This is a genomic window from Bradyrhizobium semiaridum, assembly GCF_020329505.1.
Taxonomy (GTDB): Bacteria; Pseudomonadota; Alphaproteobacteria; order Rhizobiales; family Xanthobacteraceae; genus Bradyrhizobium; species Bradyrhizobium semiaridum.
In genome coordinates this window covers 323,919-341,947 of record NZ_JAGKJJ010000006.1, presented here as the reverse complement: position 1 = coordinate 341,947, position 18,029 = coordinate 323,919, and the positions used below count along the sequence as shown (strand labels likewise).

The window sequence follows — 18,029 nt, the reverse complement described above, 5'->3', positions numbered from 1 at the left end:
CTTAGCCTCTGGCCGGTTCAGGTCACAGCGTCGGCAGCGCGGTCACGGCGGCCTTGATGGTGCCCTCAGTCTCCACGATCACCCGCAGCGTCTTCGAATCGAAGTCGATGCCGGCAAGCCGGATGCTGTTGACCTCGGCGTCGACGCGGAGGCCGTCCTCGTTCTTCTGCAAGTCGGCGATCGCGGCGGCGATCTTGCGCTGCGCGTTGCCGGCGAACGGCTTGAGGTCGACGATCAGCCGGTCGGCGAGCGCCTGCTGCACGCGCGGGATCGCCGCGCGCGCCGCGGCGCCGAGCAGGCCAAACGCGGCCTCGGATTCCACCGCCAGCTCGACATCGTCCAGCCGCAGCGTTTGCGCCTGCTGGTCGAGCCGCGGCCGGCCCCAGATATAGACGGTCGCCTCGGCGCCGAGGCCGAACCAGCTCGCCTTCTCCTTGGCGCGCACCAAAAGCGAGATCAGCAGGCGGTCGCCGGAGGCGGCGACGCTGGCGTGCTTGACGGTGATGTCGACCGGACCGGAGCCGTCCTCGGGAAAGGTCTTGTCCTTGACCTGCGCCTCGACCAGCTGGGTCAGCGTCGTGAAGGACATGTCGACCGGCAGCCCGATCGCGACCTGGCCGGGCATCGGCGGCACGATCGAGAGTTTCTCCGGGAACGGGCAGTTCGGCGTGGTCTGCTTCTCGGTGATCCGGGTCTCGGCCTCGATCCCCATCGTGATGATCATCGACGACGCGTCGACCTTCGGCTGCGCGGCGATGGCGCGGGTCGGCCGCAGCTCGAGCCACATCGGCGGCATCGACGAGGTGCCGCCGGTGCCCTGCAGCGGGATCGAGCGGCAGGCCTTGGTCCATTGCGTGCGTGCGCTGTTCTGGAACGCCGGATCGTTGCGCAGCCGCGCCTCGACCGCGGCGATCTGGTCGGCGACGGTCTTGTCGATCACCGGCTTGACCTGCGCCGGCACGCTGATGCGCACGCCCGCGGTCGACAGGCTGGTGTCGCCGAGATTGACCTGCGCCTGTAGGTTCGGCTCGATCCGCCAGGAGGCGCCGAGCTTCGGCCGCGCGGTCAGGGTGACGTTGCCCTTGATCTCGCCGGTGTCGTTGATGTTCTTGATGTTCACGGCACCGATCTGCTTGGCGACGTTGCCGCCGAGCAGGCTGCCGAGCGCATCGTTCACCGCGCTGTTGGCCTTCGCCGAGAGCGAGCCGGTGACCTTCAGCGACCCGTCGATCGGGGTCGACAGCGTCAGCACGTCCTGCGCGCCGGTCAGCGCGATCGGGCCGCGCGAGGCGGTCCAGCCGATATCGGCATTCTGCAGGATCTGCGTCGCCGGATTGGGCGCCTTGCCGGCGAAGGTCTTCGGCGCGCCGCGTTCGGCGGCGTCGCGGATCGCCGACAGCGCGACCGAGACCTGCGCCACGATCGTCGATGAGCGCGGCGCCGCCGGCAGCGGCGGCCGTTCCACGATCTTGGGCGGCTGCACCGGCGCGCTCGGCGCGATCCAGTCCATGGCCTTCAGAGCGATCAGGAACGAGACCGCAACCACCGCGATCCCGATCAGGATCGTCATCGGACGCATCGAAAGACGCATCATGTCCCCGGATGAAATGAACTTGACACAAGTTGTACAGGCCTGCCGACGAGGGCGCCAGTGTGGCCGGATCACGCTGCTTCGGGGGCAGAAGTTTGCGTTACCTCACAAAGCGGCGACGCGGTTAACGGCGGGCAAAACGACAACGGCCCCGGCTGCCAGGCCGGGGCCGTGTTTGTTTAACGATGATAGCGGTTCAGCGGACGGCCGAGCCGAGGTCGGCGCGGCGGTAGGTCATCGGCAGCACGATCACCTTGGTGCCGACGCTGACCCGCGAATAGAGGTCGCTGACGTCCTCATTGGTGAGGCGCAGGCAGCCGGAGGAAACGCGGGTGCCGATGGTCTCCGGGGCGTTGGTGCCGTGGATGCGGTACACGGTGCCGCCGAGATACATGGCGCGGGCGCCGAGCGGGTTGCCGGGGCCGCCGGCCATGTGGCGCGGCAGATAGGGCTGGCGGGCGATCATTTCCGGCGGCGGGGTCCAATCCGGCCACTCCGCCTTCTTGGTGATGTGCTGGGTGCCGGACCAGGTGAAGCCGTCGCGGCCGACGCCGATGCCGTAGCGCATCGCCTGGCCGTTGCCGAGCACCAGGTAGAGATAGGTGTTCGGGGTATCGATGATGATGGTGCCGGGTGCCTCGCGGGTCGCATAGGCGACGACCTGGCGGCGGAGGCGGGCGGGCAGCACGGTGCTGCGCTCTTCCTCCTGGACCTGCGGCATCTGCTGCACCGGCGGCGGAACGGCCTCGGTCGGCGGCGTCAGGATGAAGGGGAAGGGAGCCAGCGGCGCAGCCGCGGCGGAAGCGGAAAAGGCAACAGCGCCAATCGCCAGCGCGCCAAAGGCGGCGGCAGCGAGACGCGAGTTCAGCTTGCTGGACTTGAACATTGTCGACCCCTGTTGTTTGCGCCCTGCGCGCCCGTTTGGCGCGTCGTTGGGGCAAAGCAGTACAGGCCAGCCGTTTCAGGACGTTTGCACGAAATCGCCAAAATGGTTTCGTGGCGTTAGGGAATTGTTTCGTGCCTGTTTCGTCGGAGAGTTAACCCGGCGTTGCCAGGCGGCGCCGCCGGGGATAGCCGGCCGTCGCCGGCGGGGGAGCGCTCGGCCAAAAACTCGAAAAACAACCCCATGCAAAGGAGCCGGCGGCTGCCGGCGTTCGACGCGTGACTTGACTCGTCGGGCAACTCAGGGGTATTATTCCATTATTCCGAAATGGTGCGGCCCGCGTGACGTCGCCGCCTAGCTGGCGCGCATCCGCGGCAGGCCCGGCCTGTCGCCGCCGAGCACGGCGCGGCGATCGGCGATGGCGTGGTGGAATTGCTCCAGCGTCAGCCCGATCACGGCAAGGTCCCCTTCCTCGATCGCGCCGTCGTCGTAGCAGTCGAGCGCCTCACGCAAGAGATCGTCCGCCTCGCTCATCATCGTCTCGAGCGCCTCCGGCGTTTCGGCGCCGCGCACCTTCGAGATCAGCGCCAGCAGATTGTCGCGATGGGCGATGTACTGCTCGCGCTCGTCGCGCTTCATGTAGTGGCGCAGCCATGCGATCGCCGAGCCGAGGCCGGAGAGCAGCAGGATGCCGCCCCAGATGTAGTCCGAATACTTCTCGAGGAAGGTGCGCTCGGTGCCGTCGATATAGGCGGCCGCACCCTGGTGCGCCGGCAGCGCGGCATCCTTGTCGGTGTCGGGCTTCTCGATCTTGGCCGCGGACGGCACGTCGCGAGCGACCTGCAGGCGCAGCGTGAACATTTGCCGGACCAGCGCGCCGACGGTTGCCTCGTCGAGCTTGTGCTGCGCCACCACCAGGTGATTGATGCTGACGGTCTCGACCTTGTCCTCCGGACGCGCCGGCGACGACGAGAAGATGCTGCCGGCGATCTCGTCGGACTCATAGAGCGGATGCTTCTGCGCGATCGCCTCCGAGACGTCGATCGGCAGGAAGCGCGGCTCGCCGCGCGCGGCCGCGGTCGCCGCGATTGCCTCGGTGGTGATCTTGCTGTCGAGCGGACCGACGGCCATGTAGGCGTCGAGCGAGGGATCGCGCGCCAGCTCGGCGATCTGCTTGATGCTGAACTGACTGACCGCGACCTTGTCGGGGTTGACGCCGGACTCGGTCAGGATCACGCGTAGCAGCGTGACGTTGGCTTGCGTGCTGCCGATCACGCCGATCTTGTGACCGGCGAGATCGTCGATGCTCTTGACCCGCGACCCCGTGGAACGTTTGCCCTTGGCGCCGGAGGGGGCCCACAGCACGACGACGTTCTTGCGCAGGATCGCAAGCGATTCCGCGCTGGCCGGCAGGTTGAGATCGCCGCGGGCCACCGCAAGGTCGACCTTGCCAGCGGTGAACAGCGCGATGCTTTCGGCGGCGCCTTGCGTCGCGACCGGCTTGAGCCGCACCGCGCTGCCGTCATGCGCAAACGCCTGCGCGAAGGCCTGCACGATCTTCACATCCTCGCTGCCAGCCGGGCCGACGGCGATCTGCAGCGTGGTCGGACGCAGGACGTAGTAGAGCGCACCGGCGGCGAGACCGAAGACCAGCATGCCGGCTGCAAGGATCAGCAGCGACGAGTTCCGCCGCCTGACCCTGCGCCGTGCGGCGCGAAGAGTGTCATCCTGCTCTGACATCATACTGTCATGTTATCCGAAAAAGCGGCGCTGTGCCCTGAAAAAGAACCTAACATTTCGATGACGTCATACGTTTGAAACATCCATGTCAGAACGTCGTGCGAGCAGAATCAAATTAACGATTTGGATCTCCTGCAATGCGCATCCTCGTAGCGACTGATGCTTGGCATCCGCAAGTCAACGGCGTCGTCCGGACGCTGACCTCGCTGTCGCGGAGCGCCGCGACGCTCGGCGCCGAGATCACCTTCCTGACGCCGGAAGGCTTCCGCTCGGTCGGCGTGCCGACCTATCCGGGCCTGCGCATGGCGCTGCCGAACCGCCGCGAGATCGCGCGCCGGATCGAGGACTTGGCACCCGAGGCGATCCACATCGCAACCGAAGGTCCGATCGGCTGGGCGGTGCGCGGCTATTGCAGGCGCAACGATCTTGCCTTCACGACATCGTACACGACGCGCTTCCCCGAATACGTCTCCGTGCGTACGGGAATCCCGGACAGCGTCGGCTACGCCGTGCTGCGCCACTTCCATGCCGCCGCGTCGATGACGATGGTCGCGACCGACTCGCTGCGGCAGGAACTGTCCGAGCGCGGCTTCCGCAAGCTCGGCTTCTGGACCCGCGGCGTCGACACGAAATTGTTCAACCCCGACCAGCCGGCGAAGCTCGATCTGCCGCGGCCGATCTTCATGACGATGGGCCGCGTCGCGGTGGAGAAGAACCTCGACGCCTTCCTGTCGCTCGACTTGCCGGGCTCCAAGGTCGTGGTCGGCGACGGCCCGCAAAAGGTCGCGCTGGAACAGAAATATCCCGGCGCGATTTTCCTTGGCGAGAAGAAGGGCCAGGATTTGACCTCGCACCTCGCCGCCGCCGACGTCTTCGTGTTCCCGAGCCTCACCGACACGTTCGGCGTGGTGCAGCTCGAGGCATTGGCCTGCGGCACGCCGGTCGCCGCGTTCCCGGTCACCGGTCCGAAGGATGTGATCGCGGACCATCCGATCGGCGCGATCGATCATGATTTGCGCGCCGCCTGCCTGCGTGCGCTGACGATGTCGCGCGAGACCTGCCGCAACTTCGCGCTGGAGCGTTCCTGGGAAAACAGTGCGCGTCAGTTCATCGGCAATCTGGCCACGTTGCAGCCGAGCCGCGCGCCGCGGCCTGCCCGCCGCGTCGCCGGCCGGACCGCCGTTCCGAATTAACCTTTCAATCGAACGAAAGCAGACGAGAGACCATCTATGGCTGACATCCTCAAGCTGGACGCAAAGCGTTCCTTCGACCGCGAGACGGTCGAGCAGGCCTATGACCGCTGGGCGCCGATCTACGACCTCGTGTTCGGCGGCGTGTTCAGCAAGGGCCGGCAGGCGGCAATCCAGGCCACCAACAAGATCGGCGGCCGCGTGCTCGAAGTCGGCGTCGGCACCGGCATTTCGCTGCCGCTCTATAGCCCGAATGTCCGCATCTTCGGCACCGACATCTCCGAAGCGATGCTGGAAAAGGCCAAGAAGCGCGTCAGCGAATACGGCCTGAAGAACGTCGAGGGGCTCGCGGTGATGGACGCCGAGAAGCTCGAATTCCCCGATAATTCGTTCGACGTGGTGATGGCGCAGTACGTGCTGTCGGCGGTGCCGAACCCGGAGGCCGCGCTCGACGAGTTCGCCCGCGTGGTGCGCCCCGGCGGCGAGCTGATCATCCTGACCCGGGTCAGCGCCGATGCCGGCGTGCGCCGCTTCATCGAGCAGAAGCTGCAGCCGGTGGTGCGCCCGCTCGGCTTCCGCACCGCCGAATTCGCCTGGTCGCGCTACACCAAGTGGCTGGCCGGCGCCCGCGGCATGGAGTTGGCCGAACGCCGCCTGATCCCGCCGCTCGGCCATTTCTCGCTGGTCCGCTTCCGCAAGGCTGATGTCGCCAAGGCCGCCTGAGGTGGCCTGAGCCACCGTCGTTGCCGGCCTGAGGCGGCGCACAGCGCGCCTCGAACCGGGAAACTCCGGTGCCAATCCTCGGCCTCATCCGCTGCGAAAGCGCGTGCCGGATGAGGCGAGGTCACTCTCCGGTTGCGTCAACGCGTCGCTCCGCATCATTATATGTCATTATGATGATGTCACACACGCTACATCGAATCTCTGTAAACCCAGTTCCGAACGATGTTGGGGGAACCAATGATCAAGAATTTCCTGCAAGAGCTGCGTACCCAGCGCTGGGATGACCATCGCTACTATCATCACAGCCGCATCAACCAGAGCCTGCACTTCGTCAGCGCGCTGAGCTTCCTGTTCGCCTATGTGATGCTGTTCTTCGATCCGGTGGTGTCAGCACTGGTCGGCTGGCTGGTCTCGATGACCTCGCGCCAGGCCGGTCACTTCTTCTTCGAGCCGAAGGGCTACGACCACGTCAACCACGCCACCCACGAGCACAAGGAAGACATCAAGGTCGGCTACAACTTGCAGCGCAAGGTCGTGCTGATGGCGATCTGGGCGCTGTCGCCGATGGTGCTGTACTTCGATCCGACGCTGTTCGGCCTGTTCAAGCCCTGGGTCACGATGGGTGACTTCACCCGCCAGGTGGCCAAGGTCTGGCTTGCGGTCGGCATCGGCGGCCTGCTGTTCCGCACCATCCACCTGTTCTTCATCCGCGACGTCGAGACCGGCCTCGTCTGGATGACCAAGATCATCACCGACCCCTTCAACGACCTAAAGCTCTACCACAAGGCGCCGCTGTTCCTGATGAAGGGCGAGCTGATCGACCCGGGTCTCGAAAAGCACGTCAAGCACGCTGCCTGATCGTTGTCCCCAACCTCTTCGAACTGCGTCATGCCCGGGCTCGTCCCGGGCATCTACGTCTTGGGGCTTCCGTGAAGAGATCAGGCCAAGCCGCTCGCCGCGACGGGACTGCACTCCCTCTCCCGCTTGCGGGGGAGAGCTGGGGTGGGGGTGTCGCCGCTTGCGATCCTCTTTGCGAGGAGAGAGCCCCCACCCGGATCGCATCTGGCGATGCGATCCGGCCTCCCCCGCAAGCGGGAGAGGCAAGGGAAGGCCGTAGATGTCGTGCGCTCGCTTCACCTCGCCCCGCTTGCGGGGAGAGGTCGGATCGCATCGTCGGATGCGATCCGGGCGAGGGGGGCTCACCGCGAGTCCGTCTGTTACCGATTTTGTGGAGAAAGCCCCTCACCCCAACCCTCTCCCCGCAAGAGCGGGGCGAGGGGGCGATAGAGCGGTGCCCGCGCTCAGCGCCTGAACTTCGCTGCGGCCATCTCGCGCAAAATCTGCCGCTTGATGTTCTTGTTGGTGAGGCCGTCCTTGTGCCACCACCAGCCGTCGCGCTTCATCTTCTCGGACGCCGCGACGAACCGCTCGGTGACCTCGGCGAAGTCGGTGTCGCTGTAGTTGAGGGTGAAGATCAGCCGGCCGGTGCCGACCCAGCTCAGCGCCAGGCCCTCGGCGCGCAAATAGTATTGCAGCATCCAGTTATAGCGGGACGGCTCGGTGTAATAGACCGTCCAGATCGACGAGATGTTGCCGACGCGCACCGGCAGGCCCTGCGCTTCGAGCCGGTCGTTGAGCGCCTTGGCGCGGCCGTTCCAGGTCCCGTCCAGCCCGTTGTAGATCGAGCGGAAGTTCGGGCTGGCGAGGCGGCTCAGGAACTCGTCCATCGCCGTCATGACGTAGGGATGCGAGTTGAAGGTACCGCGGGCGAAGCAGACGTCGGCCGGGCGGTCGTCGCGGAAGCGCCGCATCAGGTCCTTGCGGCCGCACACCACGCCGATCGGCAGGCCGCCGGCGAGGCTCTTGCCGTAGGTCACCATGTCGGCCTTGACGCCGAAGTACTCCTGGGCGCCGCCGGCAGCGAGGCGGAAGCCGACGAACACCTCGTCGAAGATCAGCACGATGCCGCGCTCGGTGCAGACCTCGCGCAGCTGCTTCAGCCATTCGGTGTAGGCGGCGCGGTCGAATTTCGAGCGGCGCGAGGAATCGACCAGCGCGGAATCGCCGGGCGCGTTGGAATTCGGATGCAGCGCCTGCAGCGGATTGACCAGCACGCAGGCGATGTCCTTGCGGGTGCGCAGCACGTGCAGCGTCTTCTCCGACATCTCGGCGAGCGTGAAAGTCTCGTGCGGCGACACCGGGTTGCCGACACCCGGCTGCACGTCGCCCCACCAGCCGTGATAGGAGCCGGCGAAGCGGACGAGGCGCTTGCGCCTGGTGTGGTAGCGCGCGAGCCGCACCGCCTGCATCACGGCCTCGGTGCCGGACATGTGGAACGAGACCTCGTCGAGGCCGGAGATCTCGCACAGGCGCTTCACATTGTCGGCGATGACCGGGTGGTAGGGGCCGAGCACCGGACCGAGCGCATGGGCGCGCTTCTCACCCTCGGCGATGCACTCCTTGTAGAAGTCGTTGCCGAAGATGTTGACGCCGTAGGATCCGGTCAGGTCGTAGAACACATTGCCGTCGACGTCGGTGACGGTGACGCCGCTGGAGGCCTGCATGAAGGTCGAGGTGCCAAGATGCTCGCGCACCAGTCGGCTGTACTGGAACGGCACCCGGTAGGTTTCAGTGAACTGCAGGTCGGAGATGCGCTCCGCGACCTCGGCGGTCAGCGCGCGGCCCTTCGGGTAGCGCTCCTGGTAGACGCCGGCGAGACGGAAGAAGCCGTCCTGGCGCTGCATCGCGACCTCGGACGGCGCACCGTCGGAGCGGAAGAACGCGTCGATGTCGAATTCGTATTTCGGCACCATCCGCGCCACCATCTTGGACATCTTGGAATGTCCGGCCAGCGAGCGGTGCTTGGCCCGCGACAGCGCGAGGCGGGCCTGGATTTTGGGGAAAGCTGCGGCGGCGCCGGCGAGCGCGGCGGCGGACAGCGAGAGAATCGGAAGGGATGTTTCCATGACAGAAGCGCTAGCCTCGGCACCTAACAGATTCATGACAGTCAAGGGCCTGATCTCGGCATTCACCCAGCAGGAGGACCTCAATTTCCTGCTCACCAACCGGATTCCGCGGGCGGCCCTGACCCGATTCATGGGCTGGTTCTCCAAGGTCGAGAACCCCTTGGTGCGCGATGCCTCGATCGCCTGCTGGAAGCTGTTCTCCGACCTCGATCTGTCGGAGGCGAAGAAGACCGAGTTCAAGAGCCTGCACGACTGCTTCACCCGCGAGCTCAAGCCCGGACTGCGTCCAGCGGTGGCCGACCCCGCCATCATCGCCAGCCCCTCGGATGCGATCATCGGCGCGCATGGCGCGATCGAGGATGGGCAACTGTTCCAGGTCAAGGGTGCGCCCTATTCGCTGCTCGATCTGGTCGGCGATCCCGCACTGGTCGAGCAGCACCGCAACGGCCGCTTCGTTACGCTGCGGCTGACGTCGAGCATGTATCATCGCTTCCACGCGCCCTACGACCTTGCGATCGACAAGGTCACGTTCATTCACGGCGACGTCTGGAACGTCAATCCGATCGCGCTGAAGCGGATTGAGCGGCTGTTCTGCAAGAACGAGCGCGCGGTGCTGCGCGCGAAGCTTGCGACCGGTGAGGCGCTGACGCTGGTTCCGGTCGCGGCCATCCTGGTGGCGAGCCTGCGCCTGCATTTCCTCGACGTCACGCTGAACGCGCAGACGCGGGGACCGGTGGATTTCCCCTGCGACGCGCATGTAAAAAAGGGCGACGAACTCGGCTGGTTCGAACACGGCTCGACCATCATCGTGCTGGCGCCCGGCAATTTCGAGTTCTGCGACAATGTTGCGGAAGGAGCGCGGATCAAATGCGGCGAGCCGCTGCTGCGAAAACCGCTCAAAGCGTTTTCAAGCGAAGTGAGCATCGGTTCGCGTGAAGAAAACGCGTCAAAGTAAGGATTTTGGGTTTCGGTTCTGATTCAATCAGAACCGAAGTCCCATCTTGATCTCGCTTTTTTCGCAGCCTGTCTTTATATGGTCGCGATCGTCCGAGACGATTTAAGCATCGCAACCCTTTAGGAACAGAGATGGCGCGGACGCCGGTGATGGCGGCGGGAGGCATTGTGCTGCGGCGGGAAGCACCGCCGCGGTTCGCCGTCGTGCGCCTGCGCAAGCGCAACGAGTGGGTGCTGCCGAAGGGCAAGCTCGATGACGGCGAGACGGCGCGTGCCGCCGCCGAGCGCGAGGTGCTGGAGGAGACCGGCCACGCCGTCGACGTGCACGAGTTCATCGGCACGCTGGTCTATGAGTCCGGCGGCCGCTCCAAGGTGGTGCACTATTGGCGCATGGATGCCGGCGGCAAGCCGGTGCGCGAGCTGATGAGCGACATCAGGGAGGTCGACTGGCTGCCGCTCGACCAGGCGCTCGAGCGTCTGTCGCGCGGCTATGAGCGCGCGTTCCTGGAAAATGTCGGGCCGATCGCGCTGCAGGCCGCAGCTCACGCCGAGCGCGAGCGGCGGGCACGTCTACGGGCCGCAGCCGCCGAGCGGCGCAAGAGCCGCCTTGCCGGGCGGGCGCCGGCCAGCGAGCAGGAGCCGGTCGTCGAGACACCGGTGATCGCAGAAGCGCCCGAGATCGTTAGCATCCAGGAGGTCGCGGAGGCGACCGAAGTGGCAGCAGCGACCGAGGTTGCGGAGGCGCCAGTGATCGAGCTCGCTCCGCCGGCTGCGGAGGTCCCCGCTGTCGCAGAGGCGCCGCAGCAGGATGTTGCCGACGCAGGCGATATGGCCGAGAGCAAGGACGTCGAGAGCGAACGGGACGCCTGCACGGCTTCGGCGGCAGCGTCGCCATCCTTTGCGTCTGAGATCGAACCCGCCGGCGCGGAGGCGCAGCCGATGCTGCGCAAGAACCTGCTCGAGCGCGTGCGGGATTGGCTGCGCCGCGCGGCGTGATCAGCCGCACGATCGCTTGCGCTGGGCAGCCAGAGCGTGCCCGCCCGCCGACCAATCGATGTCGCGCTGCAGGGCAATGCAATCGGCTGCAAGCTTGCGCGATCCCATCTCGCTTGCGATGAGCCGGGCCGCGTGGAGTTCGGTCGCGGCGCCACGGATGTCGCCGCGTTCGAACTGAAGCCGTGCGATCTGGAGCCGCAGCCGCACGGCCTGGACCCGGCCGTCGATGCTCGACCAGAGCTGGCGCGCCAGGTGCAGGTACTGCAAGGCGGCTTCATGATCCTGCCGGCCGAGCGCCAACATCGCCTGTGCCTCGTTGGTGAGCGCGCGGATCGACGGCATCGGCCAGCGATCCGGACTTCCGGACAGCTCGCGGATCAAGGCCTCGGCCTGCGCGTTGCGACGGGTGTGGGCCGCGACCAGCGCCAGATGCGCCAGCAGGATGCCGCGCCGCTGCAGCGTCCACCAGGTCTTGCCGATCAGGCTGCGCTCGAGGCCGGCGTAAGCCGCTTCGGCTTCGCCCCTCGCCAGCAGCAGCATCGCGCGGCCCGGCTCGGGACACCAGCCCAGCGCGTAGGCCCGGTCATAGGCTTCGAGCGCCGCGTCGTCATTGCCGATCGCGGCCTGGATATCGCCGAGCACGCGGTTGGCGTCGCCGATCGACCATGGCGCATCGCTGCTGAGCCGCGTCAGCGCGTCCTGGATGCGCGACAGCGCTTCCTCGAGCGAGCCGCGGATGCCGAGCACCTCGGAGCGGTGCAACTGGCACGATCCGGTCAGTTCCATGCCGCTGCCCGAGCAGAAGCCTTGGTAGCTCCGCGTCCACTGCTCGGCGCGCGCCCAGTCGCCGAACATCCGCGACGCCCACAGGACGTTGCAGTAGAGGATGCCGCCCATGATCGGATCCAGCGCGTTGCTGGAGAGCGCGAGCGCCGCGGCGTGGTCCTGGTCTGCCAGCCCGCCGCGGGTGTCGCCGAGGCACAGCCGGTAGAAGCCGCGATAGGCGAGGCTCAGCGCCTCGACGCCGATGGCGTCCTTGTGCCGCACGGCCGTATATGCGGCGTCGGCCAATGCGAGCGCCTGCTCCGGCTCGCCATCGAACGCGGCGAGCTTCGACTTCATCCACAGCACCAGCGCCGTCGTCGCCGGATCGTTCAGGTCGGACGCCCAATCCTCCGCGCGCGCGAGCCAGCCCTTGCCGATCGCGGCCTGGCCGCTCTCGAAGTGCAGTCCCGACAGCGTGATGGCATCGACCGCGGCACCGGCGGCATCGCCCGTCTTGACGCGGGCGCTGACCGCGCGAACCAGAATCGGGATCGCCGTCGTCGGCCTGCCGAGGCATTGCAGCGCCAGCGCCCAATCGTGCAGATCGTCGGCGGTAAGCGCGCCGTCTTCATGCGCGCTCTCGAACAGGCTGGCCGCCTGCAGCCACAGTTTTCCGGCGACGGCGTTCCGCGCGAGACCGATCGCGCCGGCGCTTTCGCCGGACTTGATGTCGGCGGCATGCATCGGCTGCCCGATCTCGCCGTCAGGGCTGAAGCGATAGCCCTTGCCTGGCAGATTGCGGATCGCATGCTCCATGCCGCCCTTGCGCAGCACGGCGCGCAGCGCGCTCACGGCGCGTTGCAGCGAATTGTCCGTGACTGTGACGTCGGGCCACACCGCATCCAGCAGTTCATCCTTGGAGACGACGCGGCCGCGGTGATGGACGAGATAGACCAGCAGGTCGAAGACGCGCGGCTGCAAAGCAACCTCTTGCCGCGCGCACAACACGACGCGGCCCGCTTCGTCAAGCTCGAACGGTCCAAAGGCGAAGGCCATGTCGTTGTGTCAGGCCATCGCGGAAAAGGTTCAGGCAAAGATCAGACAATGATCAGCCCGCGGTAAGGACAGGCGGCGGCGAGGGCGCCTATAGCTCCTCATGGCTCGCGATCATCGCGGCCCGCTGTTCAACTATTCGTCATGAGGAGCATTCCATGGAACTCTATGTCATTCGCCGTCCGAGCGCCTGGGCCAACATGGCCGAGCTGCAAGCTGCCGGCGCGGCCTCCGCGGAGATCGGCAACGAGCAGATGTCGGATCGCGTGCGCTGGATTCGCAGCTACGTGGTGCATGAGGCAGATGGTCGCATCGGCACGTTCTGCATCTACGAGGCGCGTGACGGCGATTCGATCCGCGAGCATGCGCGCCGCGTCGGCATGCCCGGTGAGGAATTCTACAAGGTTGCGACCACGGTCGTCGTGCGGGACGATCCGGTCGAACCGCCCATTGCAGCCGAGTGACGCTTTGCGAAGCGTCGGATGGTGCATCCCGGCTCGATGATCGTCCGGCGCGCCATCGTTATTTTTCGATCAAGGAAACGATGATGTTCTATTCATTCAAGGAGCCGGCATCAGGCTTGGTGCAGAAGCAGTTTTCCATGTTCCTGTCGCGCCTGCGCAGGATCGTCAACGTGTCGGTCGCACGCATGCTCGCAGCGCGCGAGCGGCAAGTCAGCCGCTTCATGCTGCGCCGGTTCGGCGGCCGGCCGTTGACGAGTGCCGACATCCGCCGCTCCCGGCTGATCGCACGACGCACGCTGTTCGCGCTGGTGGTCGCGGGCTTGTCCGCGCCCGTGTTCACCCGGGCGGAAGAGCTGATCGTGCGCGGCCATCATGGCGCACGCGCGCAGCATGTGGCTTCGCAGCAACCTGACCGTCACCGCTGCCGCTATCGCTCGCAGTGGAACATCGTGGTCGCGTCTGCGATCCCGGCCATCCTCGACCAGCGCACGGAATAGCCCGCAGCACTTTTTCGCAATGCATTTCATCACGACACTCAACGGAGAGTTCAATGAACATTCAGACCGAAACGCCCGCCGTCGATCTCGCCGCCCTGAAGGCACGCCAGCAGGCCACCTGGAGCTCCGGCGATTATGCCATCGTCGGCACCACGCTGCAGATCGTCGGCGAGATGCTCTGCGAGGCGGTCGACCTGCGCAGCACCCAGCGCGTGCTCGACGTCGCCGCCGGCAACGGCAATGCGACGCTTGCCGCGGCGCGCCGCTTCGCCGATGTGGTCTCGATCGACTATGTCGGCGCGCTGCTCGAACGCGGCCGCGAGCGCGCGGCGGCCGAGCGCCTGCCCGTCACGTTCCAGGAGGCGGACGCGGAGAAGCTGCCGTTCACTGACGCGAGTTTCGACGTCGTGCTGTCGACGTTCGGCGTCATGTTCGTCGCCGACCATCAGCAGGCGGCAAATGAATTGCGCCGGGTCTGCCGCATCGGCGGCAAGATCGGCCTCGCCTGCTGGACGCCGGAAGGCTTCATCGGCCAGCTGTTCAAGACGATCGGCAAATATGTCCCGCCGGCGCCGGGCGTGAAGTCGCCGGCACTGTGGGGCACCGAGGCGCATCTCGAAACCATGTTCGGCTCGAAGGCGGCGATCGACGCCAAGCGCAGGCACTTCACCTTCCGCTACAGGTCGCGCGAACACTTCCTCGATATCTTCCGCACCTATTACGGTCCGGTGCTGAAGGCCTTCGGGGCGATCGACGCCGGCAAGCAGCAGTCGCTTGCCGCCGACATGTTCGGTCTGATGGACCAGTTCAACACCGCGAAAGACGGCACGCTGGTGATCCCCGGCGAATATCTGGAGACCGTCATCACCAGGCGCGGCTGATCCGCCGCTGCGTGTGCGTGTCAGCACGTCGCGCGACGCCGATCATTGACGTTGGTCTTTGCGCTCCGGTCTTGCGGGCCGCGCCAGCGGCGGCCGTCGCTGCGGCTGCTGGAAGCCGGGACGTGGCTGTGCACCCGGCCGCAGCAGGCCGGGCAGGCGGCCGCCCGGCAGCGCCTGCTGGAAGCCCGGCCGCGTCTCGCCCGGCACCGGCGGCACCATGCCCTGTCGCGGATATCCCGGCTGCGTCGGCTGCCGCACGCCGCCCGGCTGCTGGCCGGGCTGCTGCATGCGTCCCGGCGGCAAGCCGCCCTGACGCGCGGGCGATTGTTGCTGCACGCCCCCTTGTCGCGGATCCTGACGCGTAGGCGCCGGCTGCCCCGCCGGAGCTCGTCCGCCCGATGTGCGTGGCAGCGCGGCGCCGCCGGGCTGGCCCGGCAGGGCATGGCCAGCCGCGCCCTGCTGCTGTGTGCCCGGCTGCTGCTGCAAGCCTTGCCGGCCGGGGCGGTTTGGCTGGCCGGGCTGCTGCTGCAACTGGCCCGGACGGTTCTGCTGACCCGGCTGGCCCGGCGCGTTGCGGTTCTGGCCCGGCAGACCGTTCGGCCGCAACTGGTCCGGCTGCAGCGGCTGGCCGCGGTTCGGATAGGGCGCGGCGGGATTGTTGCGGCGGAAATCGGGATTGGCGCGGCGGAAGTCGCGCTGCTCGTTCACCATCTGGCGGCCGACGAATTGCGCCGAGTGCACCTGACGGACGAAGCCGCGATCGCGCGCCACCTGCTGCGCCGAGATTGTCAGCGGCACCGCGGCGAAGCGCGCACCCCCGATGCCCGGACGAATCGCAAAGCCGCTGGCGGCGCGCGTCAGCACGCCGAGCGAGACGCCGCCACGGTCGTGCACCTCGATGCGCCCGACATGGCCGTCCTCGTCGGGATAGAGCTTGATGCCGACATTGTTGCGGGTCGTGGTCGCGCCTTCGGGCACCTCGACGAGGCCGGTGGTGCCGCGGATGCCGAGCGTTGCGGTCGGCGTCGAGATCTTCATGTCGCCGGTCTTGGCGACCGCGGCGGCGACGAAGGCTGCCGTTCCCCTGGCGACGTCGAACAGCGCGTTGTTCTGCCTGCCGCCGTCCTCATAGACGTAAGCGTCGATCGTGATCGTGGTCGACGCCCTCAGGTTGAAGGTGGTGCCGTCGTTGAAGGTGATGCCGAGCGACGAGGTCGCGGCGGTCGCGACCTCGTCATTGGCGTAGATGTCGTCGCGGATTTGCAGCGCTGTCGTGGCGTTGTTGCGCTTGACGGTCGCCGTGCCCGTGAGCGTCGCGACGTTGCCGATCGGCTCGGGCGTGGCGGCTTGCGGACTTGCAGCGGGCGCCGGCGTTGCCGCGGGCGCCGGCACTGCCGGCGCCGCACTCGGAGCCGGCGCGGGCTGCGCCTGTGCCAGTTGCGTCAGGTCAGGCGCCGCGACAACTTCCGTGTGCCAGCCGCTCACGGCGCCGACACCGAGCAGAAGCGCGAAAGACAGCCTGCGCCACATCAGCATGGATTCCGGGAAGCATTCGGACGGAGGCGCAATTGAGCCGCGTCAGGCTGAATGCTGCATGAATGGTGCTGCCTTGTTGTCATGGCACGCCGACACGATCAAGCACCGCGCTCCACTGGGAGCACGGTGCCCGTTCGGTCCAGGCAGCAACCCTCAGCCGCGCTTGTGCGGAGTGATGGCGAGCGGCTTGCCCGGCCTCGCCGCGGGCGAATAGCTCGCCGGCTGCGCCGCCGGCGGCACATAGTGAAACACCGCCTTGCAGCCGTCGCTGAGCTGGGAGCGCTGGCGGATCATGCAGGCGGTGACGCGATCGACGTCGGGAATCTCGGCGCTGCACAGCCGCATCGCATCGCCGGTGCACATCTGCTGCTGCTCGTCGGTGTAGGCGTAGGATGCCGAGGTCAGCAGGCCGAGCGTGAAGGCGGTGGCGGCCAGCAGTTTGCCGTGACGGAGTGCGGAAACGGTGAAGGTCATGATTTCCCCCTGGTGTCGATCGCATCGAAGCGGTGCGTCGGCTGCATGCCTAGAGGCGCCTGGTTTCCGCAATTCTTCGTCGGGGCGTCAAAATGGTTTCGTCGCGCGCTCCGTTGGTTTCGTTGACCAGGCGAGCTATCGAATTTCGAAATCGAGGAGCGAATTGTCAGTTTGAGGCGATGATGTCCGCCGTGTGAAGCACGATCTGGTCGAGTTGGCGCGTCATCGGAAATTCACCTCTCCCCATCGGGGAGAGGTGAATCGAGAGGCCAAACCAGTTCAAGCTAACTTCATCCCGCTTTAGCTGACCCGTTTCCAGGTCTGGCCGCCGCAGAACATGCCGCCGAAGGCGCAGCCCTGCACGCGCATCGCATTCGGGCCCTTCATCGCGATGGTCGAATCGTAGTTGCGGCCGGAGTCGGGGTCGTGGATGCGGCCGCTCCACTTGCTGCCGTCGGGCTTCATGTTGATCAGGATCCGCTCGCCGCTCTTCTCGGCATAGCCGCAGAGATTGGCGCCGCATGGCTCGACGCGGACATTGCCCTTGTTCTCTTCGGTGGCCCAGACGCCGATCGGTCCAGTCGGCGCGGGTGCCGGCGCAGCCGCGACGGGAGCAGGTTGCGGCGCGGGCCGCGCGGCGACGGGAGCCTGTTCTGGCGTGCTGGGAGCGGCCTCGACCGGCGCAGGCGTAGCGGTTGTGACCGTTGTCGCCGGGGCGGGAGGAGCGGACGGTGTTGTGGCGGCGGTTGCGGCCGACGCAGCCGGTTGCGGCCGCGGAGCGGTGGCTTGAACCGGCGCGGACGGCGCAGGAGGCGGTGCGGTCGGCGAAACATCGTCCTCGTCATCATCGGCGTTCGAGCCAAGGCCCTTGTTGAGGTTGCCGAGCGTGCCGTTGTAGCCCGGGGCCGAGATGCGGATGCAGGACAGCGCGCTGCAATTGCGCGGTGCCTCGACGCGGATGCGCTGGCCGTCAATTTGCAGAGTGATGCCGGCACCGCCAGCCTGTGCAGCGGTGGTGGCCATCAGCAGCGCGGCGATCAAGGCGAGTTTTTTCATCGGGGCCTCCAGCGTTCAGCGGGTGAAGCGGTCTGGCCCGGACGTTACGCGCGATTGGTGAGGCCCTCTGTGATGCACGTCACGACGAGGCGATCGGGGCAACCATGAAGCACCTGAGCCTGATCGCGTCGCTGCTCGCGGGCAGCAGCGCCGCAGCGCACTGTGAATGTATGTCCACAAGCCGCACCAAACACTCACTGTCGTCTTCGAAAGCCAAGACCCATTACCCCAACTGCTTGTTGCTTGCGCGACGCCAGGGC

Annotated in this window: 16 protein-coding genes; 8 read left to right on the top strand and 8 right to left on the bottom strand. The window is 66.7% G+C overall.

Features of this window, described 5'->3' with window-relative positions; genetic code table 11:
* Nucleotides 1–22: 22 nt before the first annotated feature.
* The 3 genes from J6500_RS10400 to J6500_RS10390 all read right to left on the bottom strand — a co-directional run bounded on the left by J6500_RS10400 (nt 23) and on the right by J6500_RS10390 (nt 4,214).
* A complete protein-coding gene (locus tag J6500_RS10400) occupies nt 23–1,591 on the bottom strand; it encodes a DUF4403 family protein (protein ID WP_225712636.1) in 1,569 nt (522 codons plus the stop codon).
* A 196-nt stretch (nt 1,592–1,787) separates the two neighbouring features.
* Nucleotides 1,788–2,477 carry a L,D-transpeptidase gene (locus J6500_RS10395; protein ID WP_225712593.1) on the bottom strand — a complete coding sequence of 230 codons (690 nt, stop codon included), beginning with the start codon at nt 2,475–2,477 and terminating at the stop codon, nt 1,788–1,790.
* 351 nt (nt 2,478–2,828) lie between these two features.
* Nucleotides 2,829–4,214 (bottom strand): TAXI family TRAP transporter solute-binding subunit, encoded by a 1,386-nt coding sequence (locus J6500_RS10390; protein WP_225712592.1) that lies wholly within the window; start codon nt 4,212–4,214, stop codon nt 2,829–2,831.
* 137 nt (nt 4,215–4,351) lie between these two features.
* On the opposite strand from J6500_RS10390, the gene J6500_RS10385 reads away from it, so the two are divergent.
* From J6500_RS10385 to J6500_RS10375, 3 genes are all read left to right on the top strand, one after another.
* Entirely contained in the window at nt 4,352–5,407 is a 1,056-nt protein-coding gene (locus J6500_RS10385; protein WP_225712591.1) for a glycosyltransferase family 4 protein, read from the top strand.
* Between the two features lie 36 nt (nt 5,408–5,443).
* Nucleotides 5,444–6,127, top strand: coding sequence for a class I SAM-dependent methyltransferase (locus tag J6500_RS10380; protein WP_225712590.1), 684 nt, complete (start codon nt 5,444–5,446; stop codon nt 6,125–6,127).
* Nucleotides 6,128–6,364: 237 nt separating this feature from the next.
* Nucleotides 6,365–6,985 carry a hypothetical protein gene (locus J6500_RS10375; protein WP_225712589.1) on the top strand — a complete coding sequence of 207 codons (621 nt, stop codon included), beginning with the start codon at nt 6,365–6,367 and terminating at the stop codon, nt 6,983–6,985.
* Between the two features lie 443 nt (nt 6,986–7,428).
* On the opposite strand, the gene J6500_RS10370 is transcribed toward J6500_RS10375, so the two are convergent.
* A complete protein-coding gene (locus J6500_RS10370) occupies nt 7,429–9,093 on the bottom strand; it encodes an aminotransferase class III-fold pyridoxal phosphate-dependent enzyme (RefSeq protein WP_225712588.1) in 1,665 nt (554 codons plus the stop codon).
* Between the two features lie 34 nt (nt 9,094–9,127).
* On the opposite strand from J6500_RS10370, the gene asd reads away from it, so the two are divergent.
* Both asd and J6500_RS32205 read left to right on the top strand, forming a co-directional pair.
* Entirely contained in the window at nt 9,128–10,048 is a 921-nt protein-coding gene (gene asd, locus J6500_RS10365) for an archaetidylserine decarboxylase (protein WP_225712587.1), read from the top strand.
* Between the two features lie 131 nt (nt 10,049–10,179).
* Nucleotides 10,180–11,043, top strand: coding sequence for an NUDIX hydrolase (locus tag J6500_RS32205; RefSeq protein WP_225712586.1), 864 nt, complete (start codon nt 10,180–10,182; stop codon nt 11,041–11,043).
* Here J6500_RS32205 and J6500_RS10355 read toward each other — a convergent pair whose 3' ends face one another.
* Complete coding sequence (locus J6500_RS10355) at nt 11,044–12,864, bottom strand: winged helix-turn-helix domain-containing protein (protein ID WP_225712585.1); 1,821 nt, start codon at nt 12,862–12,864, stop codon at nt 11,044–11,046. It abuts the gene before it with no gap.
* Between the two features lie 155 nt (nt 12,865–13,019).
* Here J6500_RS10355 and J6500_RS10350 point away from each other — a divergent pair, with 155 nt between their 5' ends.
* From J6500_RS10350 to J6500_RS10340, 3 genes are all read left to right on the top strand, one after another.
* Entirely contained in the window at nt 13,020–13,325 is a 306-nt protein-coding gene (locus J6500_RS10350) for a nickel-binding protein (RefSeq protein WP_225712584.1), read from the top strand.
* Between the two features lie 116 nt (nt 13,326–13,441).
* Nucleotides 13,442–13,822, top strand: coding sequence for a hypothetical protein (locus J6500_RS10345; protein WP_225712583.1), 381 nt, complete (start codon nt 13,442–13,444; stop codon nt 13,820–13,822).
* Nucleotides 13,823–13,875: 53 nt separating this feature from the next.
* Nucleotides 13,876–14,703, top strand: a complete 828-nt coding sequence (locus J6500_RS10340; RefSeq protein ID WP_225712582.1) for a class I SAM-dependent methyltransferase — start codon at nt 13,876–13,878, stop codon at nt 14,701–14,703.
* A 42-nt stretch (nt 14,704–14,745) separates the two neighbouring features.
* On the opposite strand, the gene J6500_RS10335 is transcribed toward J6500_RS10340, so the two are convergent.
* The 3 genes from J6500_RS10335 to J6500_RS10325 all read right to left on the bottom strand — a co-directional run bounded on the left by J6500_RS10335 (nt 14,746) and on the right by J6500_RS10325 (nt 17,769).
* Nucleotides 14,746–16,233 (bottom strand): FecR domain-containing protein, encoded by a 1,488-nt coding sequence (locus J6500_RS10335; protein ID WP_312018210.1) that lies wholly within the window; start codon nt 16,231–16,233, stop codon nt 14,746–14,748.
* Nucleotides 16,234–16,392: 159 nt separating this feature from the next.
* The gene (locus J6500_RS10330) at nt 16,393–16,713 is read right to left on the bottom strand and encodes a hypothetical protein (RefSeq protein WP_225712580.1); all 321 of its coding nucleotides are present in this window, start codon (nt 16,711–16,713) and stop codon (nt 16,393–16,395) included.
* Nucleotides 16,714–17,013: 300 nt separating this feature from the next.
* Nucleotides 17,014–17,769, bottom strand: coding sequence for a DUF2147 domain-containing protein (locus tag J6500_RS10325; RefSeq protein ID WP_225712579.1), 756 nt, complete (start codon nt 17,767–17,769; stop codon nt 17,014–17,016).
* Nucleotides 17,770–18,029: the final 260 nt, after the last annotated feature.